Here is a 19,035-nt window from a genome sequence, read left to right as displayed (position 1 = left end):
TATGCAACCGGAACACTTTGATTTAGCCAGCCCGGTCTTCCTGCCTGTCACGGAGGAAACCTGCACGGCCCTGCTCGGCGCGGACGCTGCCAAGGCCCTGGTCGGCCTGACGGACCCGGAGTTGGCCGCCGTGCTGGTGATCCAGAACCTGGCCCAGGCGGCGCAAAAGGACCTGACGTGCGCGGGTGCCGAGCGCATCCTGGCCAAGTTGCTCGATTGGTCGGTGGATACCCAGGCAGAGGGCGCCGCCACGTTGTTGTCCGAAGCCCAGCGGCTGTTCGATCCGCGCAAGCTGTACTTCGGCTTCAATGCCCTTAAAACCGTCAATCTGCGCCTGCTCTCGGCTGAAGAAGTCGCGGCGCGGGATTACCTGCTGCCTACGGGTAAATGGGATATCGGCTACAAGGTCCGCCATTTGCGCAGCAACGATCCCTTCAGCCAGCAGATGGTCACGCCCCGGCACCGCGAGCGCTGGCTCAGCCCGGCCCAGGACAAGCTGGTGCGGACCTTTCGCGCCAACCTGAACGAAGACCTGCATGTCCAAGGCTACGCGGGCATCGGCAAGAGCCACCTGCTCGGCGCGTTGATGGAGTGCCTGCGGCCGGCCCAGACCCTGATATTGGCCCGCACGGGGGCAAAACTCGCGACTTTGCGTGAACGCATGGGGCTGGCCAAGGACAGTAAGACCGGTTCGACCTTTGCCGCCTTCGCCAAGGCACTCTTGCAAGGGCAGCGCCCCGCCGCGCAGGCCACGCCGGCCCGGTTGCCCGGCAAACACGAAGTGTCGCAGACCCTGAATATACATGGCTGGCGCGGACACGATGGCGCGGCCACGCTCGATATCTGCCTGAAGGTGCTCGACAGCTATTGCCACTCCAACCATCACAGTCTGTCGGCCCGGCATTTGCCGCATTTCAAACAGCCTCTGTCCAGCGTGGATGCCCAGGCGTTGCTGGAGTACTCCAGCCGGTTGTGGACGTACGTTCAAGCCAACCCGCAATGGGCCGGTCAGACGGCCTTTGCCGCGCTGTTACTGATCAAGCGTGCAAGCCTCGATGGATGCGTGGTGCCGCCTCGCTACACCCATGTGCTGATCGATGAAAGCCAAGACATTCCGCCTTCGTTGTTGCAGATTATCGAACGCGGCCGCCAGGTGTTGATCACCCTTGGCGATGAGTATCAATTGGCCAGCGGTGTAATGGTCAGGCGCAAGCGCGAAGTCCGGCACACCGATATCAATTACTCCGTGCGTTCGGGCCGCAACGTCGAGCGCCTGGTCAACCCGCTGATCAGCGTGCACTCGCAGAAGGGCAAGACACCCTTCGAAGGCGCGCGGGATGCCGACGTCGGCATTGAGCATTACCCCCAGGGTTTCGTGCCGCCCGAAGGCTGCGTGGTGTTGACCGCGTCCCCTTGGGACACCATGAAATGGGCCATCCAGTTGCAACAGGCCAACTGCCCGTTTGGCTTCTTCGACAGTGCCGCGCAACAGGATCTGCAGCGCTTCATGATCAGCGTCATCGCGCTGTTCAAGCCGGAGTTCTACAGCAACGAGCACAACGACAATGGTCCCCATGCGTACTTCAGTGACATGGATGACTGGCAACAGGTGCGCGATGCCAGCCAGTACGACGAGTCGTTCCTGTGGGTCGAGAGCGAGCTGGAAAAAGGCTTCAACGTCGCTGATATCACGCGTTTGAACCGCCTCAGCGGCATCCCCGGCAAACGCTGCCTGCTGATGTTGGCGGAGGAGGCGGGTGGCATGGAGTTCGACCGGGTGTTGCTCACGCCAGAGTTGTTGACCAACGTGAAGTTCAAGGACGCCTATGCGTTCGACCAGCGACTGTGTGCGGTGTACATCGCCATTTCACGGGCTCGGGTGCAGCTGTACCTGCCTTACGACGTGGTGGAGTGGATTGATTTCCACACCTATCAGAAAACCCGTGAACTCCACGGCTATTGATTGAGCGATTGTGTGTGATTACGCCAGATAGGGCGCGTCCTGCTCTATAACCTCTTCGGCAATTTGGCCGAAAAAGTTTCGGGTAATACTGAAGAATGGACTCAGTTGGTTTTCTCGAGGTACGAGGTCAATACCTGCGAGGCAGTGAAGGCTCATATCCTGCTCAATGTGCTCATCGAAAAGCGTTTCCAGTTCATCCCACCATCGTTGGCGTAAATCCCGAAGAAATGGGCTATTCAGATTGAGTAGGGCGATGGTGTAGGACGCTCGCTCTTGATCTTCTACGGATAATCCATCGGCAGATACAATGCGACCATCGGAAAGGTATGCAAAAAAACGACTGCAATCGGGTTGGTGGCAGGATACAAAGCGATGGATATCTACCGCTTCTGACTTACCAGGGGCGTGGCCACCGAACACTTCTGAAGCGAGCCCTCTGAATGCGCGCAGATCTGTTTTGCTATCCAATGCGCAAGCAGCGAGATTGTTGTAGTCGAATGTACGGTGCGGGTTCTGGCTTTTATTTTCTACGTGTTCTATGTGCAGGCCTAGACCGGCTTGGTCGGGTCGTACCTCGCTATAGCAACACAGACCATATTGCTCTTCGAGTAGGCAGTCTAAAACTTGCTGCTTATGGCCAAACCCCGACCACCGACTGGTAGCCGCCTTGGCAGTGCTGGGTGGATTTGCATGTGAGTTATTCAAGTGATAGGGGCCATGTCCGCGCTTATGAATAGGCCTCATTTGTTAAGTGCTCTCTGCCGTTTGATGCTGCGCTGCAGGCGCTGAAGTTGAGGGTGCTGCTCACTCAATGCCGTTGTGAGCGCCTTCATCAATTCAATAGCAGGCTGTTCATCGTATCGCCCCTTGTCTACCCATTCGGTGAGTAACAACAAGTCCGCTTTTTCAATTACCGGAGGTTGCGGATCTACCTGCATTACACTGTGTAAAACGTTATTGCTCGGCTCGCCATAGGTCATTGCCAGGGGAGGTGAGGCAATCAGCTTGCCCTGAACATCTTTGCCAATGACTCGAATATTTTCGCGCCGCACTGTACTTAAAACTTGTGGGCTGTGGGTGGTGACAATGAATTGCATGGCCGGAAAAGCCGATCGCAAGGACCCCAGGATTTTTTGTTGCCAGTGCGGGTGTAGAAACATATCCACCTCGTCAATCAATGCGATACCGGGAGTTTGTAAAGGGGCCTGATCACCTAAATGTGGATTGAGCTTGCAGGCTCGAAAAGCTAAATCGGCAACCATGGCAATGGCATTCCGCAGTCCGTCACTGAGCATCTCTACAGGTAATATGCCTTGCTCAGGATGATGCATGATCAACTGCTGCTGATGGCTCTCACTGTATTCCAGGCTGTGCCAGCCGGTCGGGGCTTGTATCAGTCGATCAATTGCCTCTTTGACAGCCTTGATTATCTGCGCGAAGCGAACACCAAGATCGGACAGCTCAGTACTACGCTCAAGAGAAATCACCTGTGCTTCCCGATAGCTGCGGTAGACCCAGCCATACCATGCCGTAAACGTTTTGAAGCTTGACGAGTAGGAGAGGCAGTTCAGATAGCCAGATGTTCTGGAATATTCAGATCTGTCGAGAGTGGTTTGAGCCGCTGCAGAAGTAAAACGGCCTTCGTACCAAAGACGTGATGTGCCGAGGTAGCTCACCAATGGCAAGACGATAGACTCATCACGGCGTACTTTTTCCTGAAGAGACTTGCTGTATCCCGTCAGTGCTTTCGAACCTAAGTCACCAAGGGTGTTGGTCGATTTTTTCAAGCTCGTACGCTGCTGTAACCAGATGTTTTCAGCCTCGTTTGGCTCCCAAACCCCCTTGGCTTCAATAACGCTGGCGATTTGGGGCTCCATGTTGCCACTGGCGAGATGGGCTAGACGCACGTCGTCGATTTGAATTGTCGCGGATTTTCCGGTTTGGCTGCCGAGATCGAAACCTTTGACAAAAGGCCATAAAGCAACGCGCGCGGCATCCAGAATAGTGGTTTTGCCGCCCCCGTTGGATGCGATCAAGACGGTTAGATGAGGGTCGAAGTCAATTTCGAACTCTCCAAAGCAGCGGTAATTCTGCACGCGCAGTTTGTCGAGTCTCACAGTCGTTTCTCCGATTCGATCATCTGGCCAAGCGTAGGGCACATCGCTTTGCTCGGCGGGGTATTGCATATTAAATGGAAAAGATGAAAACGCTAAGCAAACCTGGCGGTACGGGCATGCCTCTCCCGTGGCTCTCCAAGAAGATCTCATGAGACTGGTAAGCCAATGCTAGCGGCCAATCGGTGTTCGATAGCTATTTCACAACTTTGAAACTCGTGGCTTTACAACCTAAAACCACCTTGTTAGTTTCCGCCAGCCACTTGTTTCAGAGTATGACAAGGTGTGGAGTTGATATTGAAGTGCCATCACTTCTTTAACTAACAAGGATGTCTTTGATGAAAAGCCTGCAAGGGTTGCCCCGTCTTATCAGTGCTTCGGTAGGTGCGCCCGGTAAAGCCCGCAACTTGCCCGCCGATGTGCAGTGCATCCAATATTTATTCAATCTGATCATTCCAAAACTGGGATTTCCGCTGACCGAAAACGGCAAGTGCGACGGCCAGTTGGTGCAGTGCATCAGCCAGTACCAGTTCCGTCATCTCAAATATGCGCACCCCGATGGGGTGATCGACCCGACCGGTAAAACCTTCAACAGTCTGATCGAAGAGGCGGTGAAGGTGCCGGTGAAGGCGTTTCCGAGCATGCGCATCCCGACTTTCCTGAATGTGTTCGGCAACAACCAGGGCGATGCGGTACAGGCCACGGTCAATGTGTACCTGGACCGCATGCGCGCGATGATCGAGGCCGAGAAGCGCAACCGCCAGTTGATGCTCCAGGCCACGTGCGACGGGGGCATGACCCTCAGCGAGAGCGATTTCCAGAATGCCGCCACGCAGTTGGGCGGCGGTATTTCGGTGAATATCATCAAGGCGTTCGCCACCGTGGAGTCCGGCGGGCGTTCGGGGTTCGGGCCGGCCCAAGCTGCCGGTGATCGCGTTTGAAGGGCACCTGTTTCGCAAGTACACCAAGCACATCTACGACCAGGCGCATCCGCTGCTGTCCTACCCCTACAAGAAAAAGGCCGGGCCGCAGTGGCAGGCCAATAACAAGGACCAGGCCAAGGCCTGGGAAACCATGGCCACCGCCTTTGCGCTGGATCAGGAAGCCGCGTTGATGTCGGCGTCCTGGGGCATGTTTCAGATCATGGGCTTCAACTACGCGTCCTGCGGTTACAAGACGGTGTTTGAATTCTCGGCGGCATTAAAAGTGAATGCCGGCAACCAACTAAAGGCGTTCCTCGGTTTTTGCAGCAAGAGCCCGGCATTGATGAAAGCCATGAAAAGCAAAGATTTCACCGGCATGGCGCGTAACTATAACGGCGAGGACTACGGCAACTATGACGTCCTTATGCAAAAAGCCTACGAGAAACTTGAAGGGAAAAAATAAGATGATGCGTTTTCTAGCAGTAGGTGTGTTGTCGTTGTGCGCCGTTGTCCCCGCATTTGCTGGTTCGCCTGCGTTGCATTCTGGCAAGTACGAAGGGCTGATGCTGGCGGTGACGCCTGAGCACCAGGTGGAAGGTTATTACTCGGAAGCGATGGGCGAGGGCGTGACCCGCAGCTGCGCGTTCTACCTGCAAGGCAAGCCCGCCGCGCTGACCACCTGGCTCGATGAGGCTTATCCCGGCAGCGTGGCGCCTTCATCCGACGGAGTGACCCTGACCGTGGCGGAAGGCCGTCAGCACCCCGGCTGCCTTAATGTGCTGATGCCGGAGATTGCTACCGGTTTGGACTTGACCCAGACTGCCAGCACGAAATGGATCGGCTTGGTGAAGGTGTCCGCCGACAAGGCCTACCTGTTGAAGAGCCCGAGTGCCAAGGCCGCCAAGCGCCCCTACATTGTCAAGAATGACGTGGTCGGTGTGCTGGCCTTCAAGGATGGCTGGGCCCAGGTCGAGTTCATCAATGCCGATGACCGCTCGTTTACTGGCTGGATCAGCCAGGACCAGTACGCGCGTTTGGCGGCCCCTAAAAGCTGATCAGCCGAAGGTTTCACGCAACAACCCAGCAAACGCATCCCGCGCCAGATGCCGCTGGGTGTCCTTGTGCCAGAACAGCAGGTTGTCCACCGCCTGTAGTTCTTCGAACCGGTACGATGCCAGCTGATTGGCCTGCTCATAGCGGGCCAGGATGCCTTCCGGCGCCAGCGCCACGCCGATCCCGGCACTCACGCAACCAATGATCGTGCCCCAACTGGCATAGCTGGCAATGGTCGGCTTGAAGGCGTGGGGCTTGACCCAGTTCTCCAGCGCCGCCCGATAGGGGCAGCCCGGTGGCCACACCAACAAGGTGCGGCCAGCCAGGTCTTCGGCGCTGCGAATCGGTTCGCTGGAGGCGCTGGCGATCAGCACCAGGCGCTCGCTGTAGACCACGCTGTGGTCGAGCTTTGCGCGTTTGTTGCCGGCGGCCACCAGCGCCACATCCAGGCGATGGTGTTGCAGGTCATCGAGCAGCTCGCCCCAGGCGCCGGTTACTAATTCCAGGCTGACATCCGGGTAGCGCCGGTGATACTCCGCCAACAGCGGCGGCAGGCGGCCACTGGCGCTGGACTCCACCGCGCCGATGCGCAAAGTGCCGCGGGGAATGGCGGTGGCGTCCACGGCGCGTTTGGATTCGTCCACCAGGGCGAGGATGCGTTCGCAGTAATCGAGGAAAATCTCCCCCGCCGCACTGATCGCCAACCCACGCCCCGCGCGGATGAACAGCGGCGTGCCCAACTCGCTTTCCAGTTGCTTGATCCGCGTGGTGATGTTGGACGGCACGCAATGCAGTTGCACGGCGGCCTGGGCCACGCTGCCGGTTTGCGCCACGGCTCGCACCATTTTCAGTTGGGCCAGTTCCATTGCTCAGTTCCAGTGATTTCAGAAGTCAGAAACGCTTAATTGTCCTACGACTTGTGCGGGCCAAGACTGACGGCATTCCTTCTCAGTTTTCGGATGCCGTCGATGAACACCCCGTCACCCCTGAAGCTTACGCTAGTCATCGCCAGCGTCATCCTCTGTTGGGCCTATTCGCCGATTGGTGTGCACATGGGGCTGCACAGCTACAGCCCTGGCCAGCTGGCGCTGCTGCGGTTCTTGATCGCCTCGGTGTTCATGGCCGGTGTGGCGCTGGTGATGGGCATTGGTCGGCCACGTCTGCGGGATCTGCCGTGGCTGCTGGTGTTGAGTTTTTTCGGGGTGTTCCTGCATCACACCAGCCTGAATTACGGACAGCAATTCGTCACGGCGGCGGCGTCCAGCGTGTTGGCGCAATCGGCGCCGCTGTTCAGCGTGCTGATCGCATTTTTCTGCTTGAAGGAACGGGTCAGCCTCTGGCGCTGGAGCTGTGTGTTGCTCGGGCCTGCTGGGTGTGCTGGTGGTGATCTGGGGCGATCACGGCCTGGGCGATATCGACCCGCGGGGCCTGTTGATCCTGCTGGCGGCGGTGTCGTGGAGCCTGTACTTCGCCATCCAGAAACACTACGCCCATCGCTATAGCCCGCTGACCATGGCGTGCTACATGGTGTGGGCGGGCACCTTGATGCTCTGCGTGAATCTACCGGGCCTGCCCGCTGCGGTGGTGCAGGCGCCGTTACCGGAAAACCTCGCGGTGCTGGTGCTCGGGATATTTCCCAGTGCCCTGGCGTACCTGGCCTGGGGTTATGTGTTGAAACATGTCGAGGTCAGCCGCGCCTCGGTGGCGATGTACCTGATCCCGCCCGTGGCCATGACGATGGCGGCGACACTGCTGGGCGAGCACATCCCCCTGCAAGTGGTGCTGGGCGGTGTGCTCGTGTTGGCCAGCGTGGCCGCCATCAGCCTGGAAGGACGCTGGCGGTCACTCGCTCAGGCAAAACGCGCGCAGCCGGTGGCCGTCGAGGTCCTGGGCGACGAAGGTGTAGCCGAAATCCAGGGTGGTCGGTGACTGGATGATCGTCGCGCCGCGTGCTACCCACTGGTCGTGCAGGGCATCCACGGCGGCCTTGTCGGCCAGGGACATCCCCACTTCACCGCCACCGCCCGTGAGCTGCGCGGCGGGTTCCACGGTATGGCGCGACCACAGGCCCAGCTTCACGCCACTGTCGAGAATGAACAGGGCGAAGGTCGGGTTGAGCTCCACCGGCGGCTTGTCCAGCAGGCGGCTATAGAAGTTGGCGCTGGTGGCCGGGCTGTCGACGTAGAGCAAAAAGTAATGGGCGACGGTGTGCATGCGGGCTCCTTGGAAGGGCGTGTTGTGAGGGAGCCGAGTCTATAAGGCGGTGCTGTCAGTTCCTGTCAGGAGTCTCACCGGTGTAGAGCTGGATGATCTGGTCGATCTCGCCCGACATCTTCATCCGTAACAAGGTGCGCAGGATCAACTGCACCGGCACGTTCGGGTCATTGCGCACGGTGCAGCCCAGGTTCTGCTCATCGATCACCGCCACCTTGTGCAGGCGTTTGCCCACCGGCATCCGCTGGTTGAAGCGGTCGAGTATCCATTCATTGATCACCGCGAACTTGAAACGCCCGGCCACCAGTTTGTGCAGCACCTGCTCTTCGCTGCGCGCATCGTCGCGGCTGAGCTGGCCGCTGGCAAACAGCGGGTCGAGGGTGGCGTAGCGGTAATTGAGCACGGTGCCGATGGCTTGCGGCGCGAGTTTGTCGACCTGTACCGGCTGCGCAGGAATGTGCGTGCTGACCAACAGGTTGCGCTGCACCATCAGCGGAATGCTCCAGGTGTAGTCACCGGACTGGTCGTCGACCCAGGCCTGGGTGACATAGCAGCGCACATCGATATCACCGTGTTCCATGGCGCTGGAGATGCGCGCCCGTGCCAATACGTGAAATTGCGCCGGGCGGCCGACCTGGGTGGCCAGGCTTAACATCACGTCATACAAAATGCCCTGAGTGGGCCGGCCGTCCTCCAGCTGCACCATGGGCATCGCCCAACTGTCGGAAACCGAGAAGCGCAGCGGTGCGGGCGCTGCAAGGCTGGCCGTGGCAATCATCCATAAAACGCCCAGGACTGCGCGCATAAGCTCTCCGGGTTCAGGCCTTTTTGGGGCCAGTCACAAGAGCTTAGTCAGATTAGGCAAGCGTGCCGGATGCAATTTCCCCCTTGCTCCGCTAGCATTACCGGCTTCTGTTTCCCAGTTGCGACGGTTTTCCATGAGTTATCAGGTTCTTGCACGTAAATGGCGTCCGCGCTCGTTCCGCGAAATGGTCGGCCAGACCCATGTGCTCAAGGCTCTGATCAATGCCTTGGACAGCCAGCGGCTGCACCACGCGTACCTGTTCACCGGTACGCGAGGGGTGGGCAAGACCACCATTGCGCGCATCATCGCCAAATGCCTGAACTGTGAAACCGGTATCACTTCCACGCCATGCGGCACCTGCTCGGTGTGCAAGGAAATCGACGAAGGGCGCTTTGTCGACCTGATCGAGATCGACGCCGCGAGCCGCACCAAGGTCGAAGACACCCGCGAGCTGCTCGACAACGTGCAGTACGCGCCGAGTCGCGGCCGCTTCAAGGTCTACCTGATCGACGAAGTGCACATGCTCTCCAGCCATTCCTTCAACGCCCTGTTGAAAACCCTGGAAGAGCCGCCACCGTACGTCAAATTCATCCTGGCCACGACCGACCCGCAGAAACTTCCTGCAACGATTCTGTCGCGGTGCCTGCAGTTCTCCCTGAAAAACATGACCCCAGAGCGGGTGGTCGAGCATTTGACCCATGTGCTGGGCGTCGAGAACGTACCGTTCGAAGACGATGCGCTGTGGCTGCTTGGCCGCGCCGCCGATGGCTCGATGCGTGACGCCATGAGCCTCACCGACCAGGCCATTGCCTTTGGTGAAGGCAAGGTCATGGCTGCCGACGTGCGCGCCATGCTTGGCACCCTCGACCACGGTCAGGTTTTCGATGTGCTGCACGCGTTGATCGAAGGCGACGCCAAGGCGTTGCTCGAAGCCGTGCGTCACCTGTCGGAGCAAGGCCCGGACTGGAATGGCGTGCTCTCGGAGATCCTCAATGTGCTGCACCGCGTCGCCATCGCCCAGGCCCTGCCTGAGGGTGTCGACAACGGCCATGGCGACCGCGACCGCGTGTTGGCCCTGGCCCAGGCATTGCCGGCCGAAGATGTGCAGTTCTATTACCAGATGGGCCTGATCGGCCGCCGTGACCTGCCCCTGGCGCCCGACCCGCGTGGTGGCTTTGAAATGGTGCTGCTGCGGATGCTGGCGTTCCGGCCCGCCGATTCGGCCGATGCGCCGAGACAGCCGCTAAAGCCAGTGGGGATCAGCCAGGCCACAGTTGATTCCGCCAAACCAGTGGCTGGCGCGGCGGTGGTCGCGCCAGTGGTGGCTGCGCCTGCGCCGGTCGCTCCGGTGCCCGAGCCGGAGCCTGTGGTCGCTGCGCCGGTGGTCGAGCCGGAACCGGTTGTCGAGCCTGAGCCGGTCGTCGACCTGCCCTGGAATGATCCGGTTGAAGCTGAAGTCGAAGCCGAGCAAGCGCCCGCCGTGGAGCCTGTGCTGGAAACCACCGGCGAGCAGCCCGAGCTGACGCCGATGCCTACGCCGACCCCGGACAGTGTGGTGCCGGACGCCCCGGAATGGGTGTCCGCGCCGGTCCCCGAGCCGACCGTGGCCCAGGTGGAAGCCGCCACGCCGGGCATCGACCTCGACGACGAACCGCCGCTGGACGAAGACTACATCGAGCCGGACATGGATTCGGCCCTACAGCTACCTGGACGACCTGGCCAGCGAACACACCGCCGAACCGGCCCCCGAGCCCGAGGCGGAACCCGCTGCCGCGCCGGCCACCGGCCTGGCCCTGCAATGGCTGGAATTATTTCCGAAGCTGCCGATTTCCGGCATGACCGGTAGCATCGCCGCCAACTGCACGCTGATTTCCATCGACGGCGATCACTGGCTGTTGCACCTGGACCCGGCCCACAGCGCCCTGTTCAACGCGACCCAGCAACGTCGCCTGAATGACGCACTGAACCAGTACCATGAGCGCACGCTGACCATTGCCATCGAGCTGATCAAGCCGGAGCAGGAAACCCCGGCCCAGGCCGCGACGCGCCGGCGTATCAACCGCCAGCGTGAGGCCGAGGACTCGATCCATGGTGATCCGCTCATCCAGCAAATGATGCAACAGTTCGGTGCGGTCGTCCGTCACGATACTATTGAACCTGTCGAAGCCCCGGTGCCCCAGGCGTCATAAACCGGGCTACTAACTTGATCCACGTACTTTGAGGTGATTCCCATGATGAAAGGTGGCATGGCCGGCCTGATGAAGCAGGCGCAGCAGATGCAGGAAAAGATGGCCAAGATGCAGGAAGAACTGGCCAACGCCGAAGTCACCGGTAAAGCCGGTGGCGATATGGTCAGCGTGGTGATGACCGGTCGTCACGACATCAAGCGCGTGAGCATCGACCCAAGCGTATTGCCTGGCGTCGGTGAAGATGACTTGGAAATGCTCGAAGCCTTGTTCGCTGCGGCCGTCAACGACGCCGTGCGCAAGATCGAAGCCAACAGCCAGGAAAAAATGGGCGGCGTCACCGCTGGCATGCAATTGCCACCGGGCATGAAGCTGCCGTTCTGATCCGGTAGCGTTAGCTAGACTCCAATGCCAGGCCTCGTGCCTGGCATTTTTGTTTGTGCCAAATCTGATCGAACCCTGGCACGGCACGCATGGTCTGCACCCTATACCGATGGATTCGATAAAGGAGCCCCTTCATGCCTCAAGAACCGACCCTGAACCAGCGCATTGTCCTGGTCTCACGCCCCCAGGGCGCACCGACCCCGGAAAACTTCCGCCTGGAACGCGTGAATCTGCCGGAGTTGGCCGACGGCCAGGTCCTGCTGAAGACGTTGTACCTGTCCTTGGACCCTTACATGCGCGGGCGCATGAGCGACGCACCGTCCTACGCCGCGCCGGTAGAAATCGATGAAGTGATGACCGGCGGGGCTGTCAGCCGTATCGAGCAATCGCGTAATCCGAAATTTGAAGTGGGCGACCTGGTGGTCGGCTCGACCGGTTGGCAGAGCCACAGCATTTCCGATGGCCGTAACCTGATGCCGGTGCCCAAGGGCCTGGCCAGTCCGTCCATGGCCCTCGGAGTGCTGGGCATGCCGGGCATGACCGCCTACATGGGCCTGATGGACATCGGCCAGCCCAAAACCGGGGAAACCCTGGTCGTCGCCGCGGCGTCTGGCGCGGTGGGCTCAGTGGTGGGGCAGGTGGCCAAGCTCAAGGGCTTGCGCGTGGTCGGCATCGCCGGAGGCGCAGACAAGTGCCGCTACGTGGTGGATGAGTTGGGCTTCGATGCCTGCATCGACCACAAAAGTGAACACTTCGCCGATGAATTGGCCCAGGCCTGCTTCAAGGGTGTGGACATCTATTTCGAGAACGTCGGCGGCAAGGTGTTCGACGCCGTGGTGCCCTTGCTCAATCCCAAGGCCCGGATTCCACTGTGTGGGCTCATCGCTGGCTACAACGCCCACCAACCCCCCAGCGGCCCGGACCGGCTGCCGGCGCTGCAACGGACCTTGCTGACCAAGCGCGTGCGTATCCAGGGCTTTATCGTGTTCGATGACTACGGTGATCGCCAGCCCGAATTCCTCAGCGCGATGGCGCCGTGGGTGCGTGACGGCAAGATCAAGTTCCGTGAGGACGTGGTCGAGGGCCTGGAGCAGGCGCCCGAAGCCTTTATCGGTCTGTTGGAAGGGCGCAACTTCGGTAAGTTGGTCGTGCGCATTTGACGCTTATCCGGGGCGCGGGTATAAACCGCGTCTCGTTGTTTTGTCGGACCCTTCGCCCATGAGCTTCAGCCCCCTGATTCGCCAACTGATCGACGCCCTGCGCATTTTGCCGGGTGTCGGCCAGAAAACCGCCCAGCGTATGGCGCTGCAACTGCTGGAGCGTGATCGCAGCGGCGGCGCCCGGTTGGCCCAGGCCTTGAGCCAGGCCATGACCGGTGTCGGCCACTGCCGCCAGTGCCGCACCCTCACTGAAGAAGAACTCTGCCCGCAGTGCGCCGACCCGCGCCGCGACGATACGCTGCTGTGTGTTGTCGAAGGGCCGATGGATGTGTACGCGGTGGAGCAGACCGGCTATCGAGGTCGCTACTTCGTGCTCAAGGGCCACCTGTCGCCGCTGGACGGCCTGGGCCCGGAAGCCATCGGCATTCCGCAGTTGGTGTCGCGCATCGAAGAGCAGGGCACTTTTACCGAAGTGATCCTGGCCACCAACCCGACGGTGGAAGGTGAGGCGACCGCGCACTACATCGCGCAATTGCTGACCAACAAAGGCCTGATCACCTCGCGTATCGCCCACGGCGTGCCGTTGGGCGGCGAGTTGGAGTTGGTGGATGGCGGCACGCTGGCGCATTCCTTCGCAGGCCGCAAACCCATCGCCCTCTAACGGATGGCTTGATAACCAAGCAAGCGCTTGGTAAGTTCCCTCCACCTCACCGTGGAGCTTGCCGATGTCTGCCTATCAGGACTACTTCGACCCCAGCCACCAATTGGTCCGCGACAGCGTGCGTCGCTTCGTCGAGCGCGAGATGCTGCCGGGCATCGAACAGTGGGAGGAGGCAGAGAGCTTCCCCGAGAGCTGTACCTCAAGGCGGGCGCGGCGGGGATTCTTGGCATCGGCTACCCGGAAACGTTGGGCGGCAGCCATGAAGGCGATCTGTTCGCCAAGGTGGCGGCCAGCGAAGAGCTGATGCGTTGCGGCTCCGGTGGCGTCGTGGCGGGGTTGGGATCGTTGGATATCGGCCTGCCGCCTATCGTCAAATGGGCGCGTCCAGAGATTCGCGAGCGTGTCGCCCCGCAAGTACTGTCGGGCGAGAAGATCATCGCCCTGGCGGTCACCGAGCCAGGTGGCGGTTCGGATGTGGCCAGCCTGCAAACCCGCGCCATTCGTGACGGCGAGCATTACCGCGTCAGCGGCAGCAAGACGTTCATCACCAGCGGCAGCCGCGCCGACTTCTACACCGTGGCCGTGCGCACTGGCGGGCCGGGCTTTGCCGGCATCAGCCTGCTGTTGATCGAAAAAGACACCCCCGGTTTTACTGTCGGCCAACCCCTGAAGAAAATGGGCTGGTGGGCGTCGGACACCGCTGAATTGTTCTTCGACGATTGCCGCGTGCCTGTCGGCCACCTGATCGGCGCTGAAAACATGGGCTTTGCCTGCATCATGGGCAACTTCCAAAGCGAGCGCCTGGCCCTGGCATTGATGGCCAACATGACGGCGCAGATGGCGCTGGAGGAAAGCCTCGAATGGGCTGCGCAGCGCGAAGCCTTCGGCAAACCCATCGGCAAATTCCAGGTGATCAAGCATCGCCTGTCGGAGATGGCCACCGCCGTGGAGGTTTCACGGGAATTCACTTACCGCCAGGCGGCCAAGATGGCCGCGGGCATCAGCGTGATCAAAGAGATTTCCATGGCCAAGAACCTCGCCACCGACACCGCCGACCGCGTCACCTATGACGCCGTGCAGATACTCGGGGGCCAGGGTTACATGCGCGGCAGCCTGGTGGAGCGGCTGTATCGCGACAACCGCATCCTGTCCATCGGTGGTGGCACCCGTGAAGTGATGAATGAAATCATCAGCAAGCAGATGGGGCTTTGATCACTGTTCGGTCAGTGCAAACTGCGTCAGGCAAAAAGTCGGGATGCCCATGTCTTCCAGGCGCTGCGAACCGCCCAGCTCCGGCAGATCAATAATCGCCGCCGCTTCGAAGATCGTCGCCCCCATGCGCCGCACCAGGTTCGCCGCTGCGATCAGGGTGCCGCCGGTGGCGATCAAATCATCGAACATCAGCACCGAATCGCCTTCGCACAGGCTGTCGGCATGCACTTCCAGGAACGCCTCGCCGTACTCGGTCTGGTAACCCTCGGCCAGCACGTCAGCCGGCAGCTTGCCTTGCTTGCGGAACAGGATCAGCGGCTTGTTCAGTTGGTAGGCGATGATCGAACCGATCAGGAAACCCCGCGCATCCATCGCGCCGATATGGGTGAATTCGGCCTCGACATACCGATGGGCAAAGCTGTCTGCCACTAGGCGCAGGGCGCGGGGCGATTGGAACAACGGCGTGATGTCACGGAAGATCACCCCAGGCTTGGGGAAGTCGATGACGGGGCGGATCAGGGATTTGATGTCGAACGAATCAAAGGTCATCGTCGAAGAGTCCTGGGGCTGGAAACGGACTCGAAGTATACCTGCGGCCTCGCCGGTTGGCGCGGCCGCAAGTGTCTGCATCAACCTTCCAGCGAGCCACCCGCCAGCGCGCACAGCTGGATCGGGTCGAGGATATGCACTTCTTTACCTTCGGCGGCGATCAGCTCGTTCTGCTGGAAGCGGGTAAACACGCGGGACACGGTTTCCACCGCAAGGCCCAGGTAGTTGCCGATTTCATTGCGCGACATGCTCAGGCGGAACTGGTTGGCCGAGAAACCACGGGCCCGGAACCGCGCCGACAGGTTGACCAGGAAGGTCGCAATGCGCTCGTCGGCGGTTTTCTTCGACAACAGCAGCATCATTTGCTGGTCGTCACGGATCTCGCGGCTCATCACGCGCATCAACTGGCGGCGCAGTTGCGGCAGTTGGATGGCCAGTTCGTCCAGGCGTTCGAAGGGGATTTCGCAAACGGATGTCGTTTCCAGCGCCTGCGCCGACACCGGGTGAATCTCGGTGTCCATGCCCGACAAACCCACCAGTTCGCTGGGTAGGTGGAAACCGGTGATCTGCTCTTCGCCGCTGTCGCTCAGGCTGAATGTCTTCAACGCACCCGAACGTACTGCATAAACGGAATCGAACTTGTCGCCCTGGCGGAACAGAAACTCGCCTTTTTTCAGCGGGCGGCCACGTTTAACGATGTCGTCCAGCGCATCCATGTCTTCCAAATTCAACGAAAGTGGCAAGCAGAGGGGGGCCAGGCTGCAATCCTTGCAATGAGCCTGGCTGTGAGCGCGCAGTTTAACTGGCTCGGACATTTCTTAAATCCTTGTGGGAAAACACACATAAGACGTAAGGGTAACGCACTGGGGGGCCGTGAGGCCAGCCTGTACAAAAAACCGGCAGCGGTATAAAGGTTTTTGTGTCGGGGTCGATACAGAAGGCATACCTATTGAGTCGGAGCTTGGATCATGTCTGTTATAGCTGCCTACAACCCTGCCATCCGCATTCCGACCGTCCCGGATGCAAAGCCTGCGGCTGAGGCCAAGGAAGCAGCGCCGGAGGTTGAAACCACCCATGCACCCAAAGTGGTGGAGGGTGTGACGGTGACTATTTCTGCCGATGCGTTCAAGGCGGCAGGTGCGGCCAAAAGCTCCAATGCGGATATCGATGACAGCGGCCTGGACGACAACGTCAAGCAGGTGCTGAAAATGATCCGTCAGTTGAAACAACAGATCGCCGAAAAACAGGCGGAGCTGGCGGCTGTTGCTGCAGCCACTAACCTCTCCCCCGAAGAGGCTCGCGCAAAGGCCAGCGCTTTGCAGAGCGAGATCAGTTCATTGCAGGCGGGCCTGATGTCGGCCCAGACCTCACTGGCTAAGTCGATGAAAGGTATGAGTGCCGAGGATTCGATGAAGACCGCCTCACTGGCGATGTAATCAGATCACCCGTGAAAACCGTTGCCTGTTCTGGTGCTCCAGGTAGGCATCGAACACCATGCACACCGAACGCACCAGCAATCGCCCGGCCGGCAATACACGAATGCCCTGGGCGTCGAGTTCGATCAGGCCATCCTCGGCCATCGCCGTCAGTTGCGGCCAGATGTCGTCGAAATACCCGCGAAAATCCATGTTGAAGGCCTGCTCGATCGTCTCGAATGCCAGGCTGAAATTGCAGATCAACTGCTGAATCACTTCCCGCCGCAGCCGATCGTCCGTGGTGCAAACCAGGCCGCGACTGGTGGCCAGTTGCGCGCCGGCCAGGGTGTTCTGGTAGCCGTTGAGGTCGCTGCTGTTCTGGCAGTACAGGTCACCGATCTGGCTGATCGCCGACACGCCTAGCCCGATCAAGTCGCAATGGCCGTGGGTGGTGTAGCCCTGGAAGTTGCGTTGCAGGGTGCCTTCTTCCTGGGCGATGGCCAGTTCGTCGTCGGGCAGGGCGAAGTGGTCCATGCCGATGTAGCGGTAACCGGCCTGGGTCAGTTGCTCGATGGTGGTTTGCAGCATCAAGAGCTTTGACGCGGGGGAGGGGAGTTCATCCGTGTTGATGCGCCGCTGGGGCATGAAACGCTCCGGCAGATGCGCGTAATTGAACACCGACAGACGGTCCGGTTGCAGCCTGATCACCTCTTCTACGGTGCGCGCGAAGTTGATCGGCGTTTGCTTGGGCAGACCGTAGATCAGGTCGATATTGATCGAGCGAAATTGCAGGGTGCGCGCTGCATCGATCACCGCGCGGGTTTCCTCCAGGCTCTGCAGGCGATTCACCGCCCGTTGCACTTCGGGGTCGAGGTCTTGCAGGCCGATGCTCACGCGGTTGAAGCCGAGCTCACGCAGCAGGCCCATGGTCGCCCAGTCCGCTTCGCGGGGGTCGATCTCGATGCCGTAGTCGCCGGAGTCGTCATCCAGCAGATTGAAGTGCTGGCGCAGGCAGCCCATTACCTGGCGCAGTTCATCGTGGCTGAGAAAGGTCGGGGTGCCGCCGCCAAAATGCAGTTGCTCAACCCGCTGTTTCGGGTCGAGATGGCAGGCCACCAGTTGGATCTCTTGCTCCAGGCGTTGCAGGTAGGCCTGGGCGCGGCCACGGTCCTTGGTAATGACCTTGTTGCAGGCGCAGTAGTAGCAGATGTTCGCGCAGAACGGCACATGCACATACAGCGACAACGGTCGCACGGCTTTGCGGCTGTCGCGCAGGGCGTGGAGCAGGTCGAAGGTGCCGACCTGGCTGTCGAATTGTACGGCGGTGGGGTAGGACGTGTAGCGCGGTCCCGCCAGGTCGTAGCGGTGAATCAGATCGGTGTCCCAACGAATGGCGTCGAGCATGCGGGCGTTCCCCCGGATAGGCTAGTGGGCCGAGTCTAGGGGCGTGGCGCAGGTGCCATCTTGATTTGCATCAACGGGGAGCGGCGCTATGCCACATGGCGCTTTAATGGCCCATTAGCCAGTGCTGGTGCGGACCGGGCAACGTCCAGATACCGAACAGAATCACCAGCAAACCTCCGGCCATCCGAATACTGCGTTTACGTAAAAGCGCCGTCACTCGTTCAGCGGCCAACCCCGTCGCCAGCAACACCGGCCAGGTCCCCAGCCCGAACGCCAGCATCAGCAACCCGCTGTCCAGCGCATTGCCCTGGCTCGCCGCCCATAGCAGGGTGCTGTAGACCAATCCGCACGGCAACCAGCCCCACAGCGCGCCCAGCAGCAAGGCGCGCGGCACGCTGGACACCGGCAGCAAACGGTTGGCGACTGGCTGTATATAGCGCCACAGGCCGCGCCCGAGGCTTTCGATACGGGTCAGGCCGCTCCACCAGCCAGCCAGGTACAGGCCCATGCTGATCAACAGCAACCCGGCCAGTACGCGCATGAACATCGCCGCCGGGCTGTTGGCGACTGCCCAACCGGCCAGGCCGATCAACACGCCCGCAGCGGCATAGCTGAAGATGCGCCCCAGGTTGTACGCCAGCAGCAGTTGAAACCTGCGGCCGCGCTGTTCCTTGGGGATCGCCAGAGTCAGCGCGCCCATCAGCCCGCCGCACATGCCCAGGCAATGGCCGCCGCCGAGCAGGCCGAGGATCAGCGCGGAGACCAGCAGTGGCGCCAGTTCAAGCATGGGGCGGGTCTTTCGGCGGTTGTTCTGGGTGGTTGGCCTCTTCGATGCCGGCCAGGTGGTTGGGGTCCTGGTCGTCGAACAGCACACTATGAGCCGGGCCGTCGAGGTCGTCGTACTGGCCGCTGTCCACCGCCCAGAAGAAGATGTAGATGGCCACGCCCACTAACAGCAGCGCCGCCGGAATCATCACGTATAAAGCTGGCAT

18 protein-coding genes and 4 pseudogenes are annotated in these 19,035 nt (G+C 60.3%); 12 read left to right on the top strand and 10 right to left on the bottom strand.

The window, feature by feature from the left end; genetic code table 11:
- Position 1 precedes the first annotated feature (1 nt).
- Positions 2-1,963 (top strand): AAA family ATPase, encoded by a 1,962-nt coding sequence (locus tag AYR47_RS29640; protein WP_061449233.1) that lies wholly within the window; start codon positions 2-4, stop codon positions 1,961-1,963.
- An 18-nt stretch (positions 1,964-1,981) separates the two neighbouring features.
- On the opposite strand, the gene AYR47_RS29635 is transcribed toward AYR47_RS29640, so the two are convergent.
- Positions 1,982-2,668, bottom strand: coding sequence for a retron system putative HNH endonuclease (locus tag AYR47_RS29635; protein ID WP_237142515.1), 687 nt, complete (start codon positions 2,666-2,668; stop codon positions 1,982-1,984).
- Between the two features lie 35 nt (positions 2,669-2,703).
- Positions 2,704-4,080 carry an AAA family ATPase gene (locus AYR47_RS29630; protein WP_335340605.1) on the bottom strand — a complete coding sequence of 459 codons (1,377 nt, stop codon included), beginning with the start codon at positions 4,078-4,080 and terminating at the stop codon, positions 2,704-2,706.
- Positions 4,081-4,415: 335 nt separating this feature from the next.
- Between AYR47_RS29630 and AYR47_RS29625 the strand changes: the two are divergent.
- Positions 4,416-5,463: pseudogene (locus AYR47_RS29625) on the top strand (N-acetylmuramidase family protein).
- Between the two features lies 1 nt (position 5,464).
- Positions 5,465-6,055, top strand: coding sequence for a hypothetical protein (locus AYR47_RS29620; protein WP_033900551.1), 591 nt, complete (start codon positions 5,465-5,467; stop codon positions 6,053-6,055).
- On the opposite strand, the gene AYR47_RS29615 is transcribed toward AYR47_RS29620, so the two are convergent.
- On the bottom strand, positions 6,056-6,919 hold the full coding sequence (locus AYR47_RS29615) for a LysR family transcriptional regulator (RefSeq protein WP_033900552.1): 864 nt from the start codon (positions 6,917-6,919) through the stop codon (positions 6,056-6,058).
- 102 nt (positions 6,920-7,021) lie between these two features.
- On the opposite strand from AYR47_RS29615, the pseudogene AYR47_RS29610 reads away from it, so the two are divergent.
- Positions 7,022-7,982, top strand: a pseudogene (locus tag AYR47_RS29610) (DMT family transporter).
- Here the strand turns inward: AYR47_RS29610 and AYR47_RS29605 are convergent.
- A complete protein-coding gene (locus tag AYR47_RS29605) occupies positions 7,896-8,267 on the bottom strand; it encodes a VOC family protein (RefSeq protein ID WP_061449232.1) in 372 nt (123 codons plus the stop codon). The pseudogene AYR47_RS29610 and the gene AYR47_RS29605 sit on opposite strands and share 87 nt — an antisense overlap.
- A gap of 55 nt (positions 8,268-8,322) precedes the next feature.
- On the bottom strand, positions 8,323-9,072 hold the full coding sequence (locus AYR47_RS29600; RefSeq protein ID WP_061449231.1) for a substrate-binding periplasmic protein: 750 nt from the start codon (positions 9,070-9,072) through the stop codon (positions 8,323-8,325).
- 133 nt (positions 9,073-9,205) lie between these two features.
- Here AYR47_RS29600 and dnaX point away from each other — a divergent pair.
- From dnaX to AYR47_RS33490, 7 genes and pseudogenes are all read left to right on the top strand, one after another.
- Positions 9,206-10,517 (top strand): annotated as a pseudogene (dnaX, locus tag AYR47_RS33505) (DNA polymerase III subunit gamma/tau); the annotation flags it as partial.
- Positions 10,518-10,907: 390 nt separating this feature from the next.
- Positions 10,908-11,261: a DNA polymerase III subunit gamma/tau C-terminal domain-containing protein gene (locus AYR47_RS33500; RefSeq protein ID WP_420492050.1), complete on the top strand. Its 354-nt coding sequence runs from the start codon at positions 10,908-10,910 to the stop codon at positions 11,259-11,261.
- Between the two features lie 42 nt (positions 11,262-11,303).
- On the top strand, positions 11,304-11,642 hold the full coding sequence (locus AYR47_RS29590; RefSeq protein ID WP_003175481.1) for a YbaB/EbfC family nucleoid-associated protein: 339 nt from the start codon (positions 11,304-11,306) through the stop codon (positions 11,640-11,642).
- A gap of 134 nt (positions 11,643-11,776) precedes the next feature.
- On the top strand, positions 11,777-12,802 hold the full coding sequence (locus AYR47_RS29585; RefSeq protein ID WP_033900558.1) for an NADP-dependent oxidoreductase: 1,026 nt from the start codon (positions 11,777-11,779) through the stop codon (positions 12,800-12,802).
- A 58-nt stretch (positions 12,803-12,860) separates the two neighbouring features.
- Positions 12,861-13,463 (top strand): recombination mediator RecR, encoded by a 603-nt coding sequence (recR, locus tag AYR47_RS29580; protein WP_061449230.1) that lies wholly within the window; start codon positions 12,861-12,863, stop codon positions 13,461-13,463.
- A gap of 64 nt (positions 13,464-13,527) precedes the next feature.
- Positions 13,528-14,126: pseudogene (locus AYR47_RS33495) on the top strand (acyl-CoA dehydrogenase family protein); the annotation flags it as partial.
- Between the two features lie 12 nt (positions 14,127-14,138).
- Positions 14,139-14,675 carry an acyl-CoA dehydrogenase family protein gene (locus AYR47_RS33490; protein WP_420492082.1) on the top strand — a complete coding sequence of 179 codons (537 nt, stop codon included), beginning with the start codon at positions 14,139-14,141 and terminating at the stop codon, positions 14,673-14,675.
- On the opposite strand, the gene AYR47_RS29570 is transcribed toward AYR47_RS33490, so the two are convergent.
- Together AYR47_RS29570 and fnr are read right to left on the bottom strand one after the other, a co-directional pair.
- The gene (locus AYR47_RS29570) at positions 14,676-15,224 is read right to left on the bottom strand and encodes an adenine phosphoribosyltransferase (protein ID WP_016979301.1); all 549 of its coding nucleotides are present in this window, start codon (positions 15,222-15,224) and stop codon (positions 14,676-14,678) included.
- Positions 15,225-15,304: 80 nt separating this feature from the next.
- Positions 15,305-16,039, bottom strand: coding sequence for a fumarate/nitrate reduction transcriptional regulator Fnr (gene fnr, locus AYR47_RS29565; RefSeq protein ID WP_033900561.1), 735 nt, complete (start codon positions 16,037-16,039; stop codon positions 15,305-15,307).
- 153 nt (positions 16,040-16,192) lie between these two features.
- Between fnr and AYR47_RS29560 the strand changes: the two genes are divergently transcribed.
- Positions 16,193-16,660 carry a FlxA-like family protein gene (locus tag AYR47_RS29560; RefSeq protein ID WP_082461644.1) on the top strand — a complete coding sequence of 156 codons (468 nt, stop codon included), beginning with the start codon at positions 16,193-16,195 and terminating at the stop codon, positions 16,658-16,660.
- Here AYR47_RS29560 and hemN read toward each other — a convergent pair whose 3' ends face one another.
- The 3 genes from hemN to ccoS all read right to left on the bottom strand — a co-directional run bounded on the left by hemN (position 16,661) and on the right by ccoS (position 19,035).
- Positions 16,661-18,043 (bottom strand): oxygen-independent coproporphyrinogen III oxidase, encoded by a 1,383-nt coding sequence (gene hemN, locus AYR47_RS29555; RefSeq protein ID WP_033900564.1) that lies wholly within the window; start codon positions 18,041-18,043, stop codon positions 16,661-16,663.
- A 103-nt stretch (positions 18,044-18,146) separates the two neighbouring features.
- The gene (locus AYR47_RS29550; protein ID WP_033900566.1) at positions 18,147-18,830 is read right to left on the bottom strand and encodes a sulfite exporter TauE/SafE family protein; all 684 of its coding nucleotides are present in this window, start codon (positions 18,828-18,830) and stop codon (positions 18,147-18,149) included.
- On the bottom strand, positions 18,823-19,035 hold the full coding sequence (ccoS, locus tag AYR47_RS29545; RefSeq protein WP_033900568.1) for a cbb3-type cytochrome oxidase assembly protein CcoS: 213 nt from the start codon (positions 19,033-19,035) through the stop codon (positions 18,823-18,825). Before ccoS ends, AYR47_RS29550 begins: the two co-directional genes overlap by 8 nt.

Origin of the sequence: Pseudomonas azotoformans (assembly GCF_001579805.1) — a bacterium.
Lineage (GTDB): Bacteria > Pseudomonadota > Gammaproteobacteria > Pseudomonadales > Pseudomonadaceae > Aquipseudomonas > Aquipseudomonas azotoformans_A.
Note: the sequence above shows the minus strand (reverse complement) of the source record. Positions and strands in the feature narration are given on the sequence as shown.

Excerpts from the sequence above, each read along its gene's own strand:
- AYR47_RS29640 (WP_061449233.1), top strand. The coding sequence starts at position 2 with ATGCAACCGGAACACTTTGATTTAGCCAGCCCGGTCTTCCTGCCTGTC.
- AYR47_RS29620 (WP_033900551.1), top strand. The coding sequence starts at position 5,465 with ATGATGCGTTTTCTAGCAGTAGGTGTGTTGTCGTTGTGCGCCGTTGTC.
- AYR47_RS29615 (WP_033900552.1), bottom strand. The coding sequence starts at position 6,919 with ATGGAACTGGCCCAACTGAAAATGGTGCGAGCCGTGGCGCAAACCGGC.
- AYR47_RS29605 (WP_061449232.1), bottom strand. The coding sequence starts at position 8,267 with ATGCACACCGTCGCCCATTACTTTTTGCTCTACGTCGACAGCCCGGCC.
- AYR47_RS29600 (WP_061449231.1), bottom strand. The coding sequence starts at position 9,072 with ATGCGCGCAGTCCTGGGCGTTTTATGGATGATTGCCACGGCCAGCCTT.
- AYR47_RS33500 (WP_420492050.1), top strand. The coding sequence starts at position 10,908 with ATGACCGGTAGCATCGCCGCCAACTGCACGCTGATTTCCATCGACGGC.
- AYR47_RS29590 (WP_003175481.1), top strand. The coding sequence starts at position 11,304 with ATGATGAAAGGTGGCATGGCCGGCCTGATGAAGCAGGCGCAGCAGATG.
- AYR47_RS29585 (WP_033900558.1), top strand. The coding sequence starts at position 11,777 with ATGCCTCAAGAACCGACCCTGAACCAGCGCATTGTCCTGGTCTCACGC.
- recR (WP_061449230.1), top strand. The coding sequence starts at position 12,861 with ATGAGCTTCAGCCCCCTGATTCGCCAACTGATCGACGCCCTGCGCATT.
- AYR47_RS33490 (WP_420492082.1), top strand. The coding sequence starts at position 14,139 with ATGGGCTGGTGGGCGTCGGACACCGCTGAATTGTTCTTCGACGATTGC.
- AYR47_RS29570 (WP_016979301.1), bottom strand. The coding sequence starts at position 15,224 with ATGACCTTTGATTCGTTCGACATCAAATCCCTGATCCGCCCCGTCATC.
- fnr (WP_033900561.1), bottom strand. The coding sequence starts at position 16,039 with ATGTCCGAGCCAGTTAAACTGCGCGCTCACAGCCAGGCTCATTGCAAG.
- AYR47_RS29560 (WP_082461644.1), top strand. The coding sequence starts at position 16,193 with ATGTCTGTTATAGCTGCCTACAACCCTGCCATCCGCATTCCGACCGTC.
- hemN (WP_033900564.1), bottom strand. The coding sequence starts at position 18,043 with ATGCTCGACGCCATTCGTTGGGACACCGATCTGATTCACCGCTACGAC.
- AYR47_RS29550 (WP_033900566.1), bottom strand. The coding sequence starts at position 18,830 with ATGCTTGAACTGGCGCCACTGCTGGTCTCCGCGCTGATCCTCGGCCTG.
- ccoS (WP_033900568.1), bottom strand. The coding sequence starts at position 19,035 with ATGCCAGCTTTATACGTGATGATTCCGGCGGCGCTGCTGTTAGTGGGC.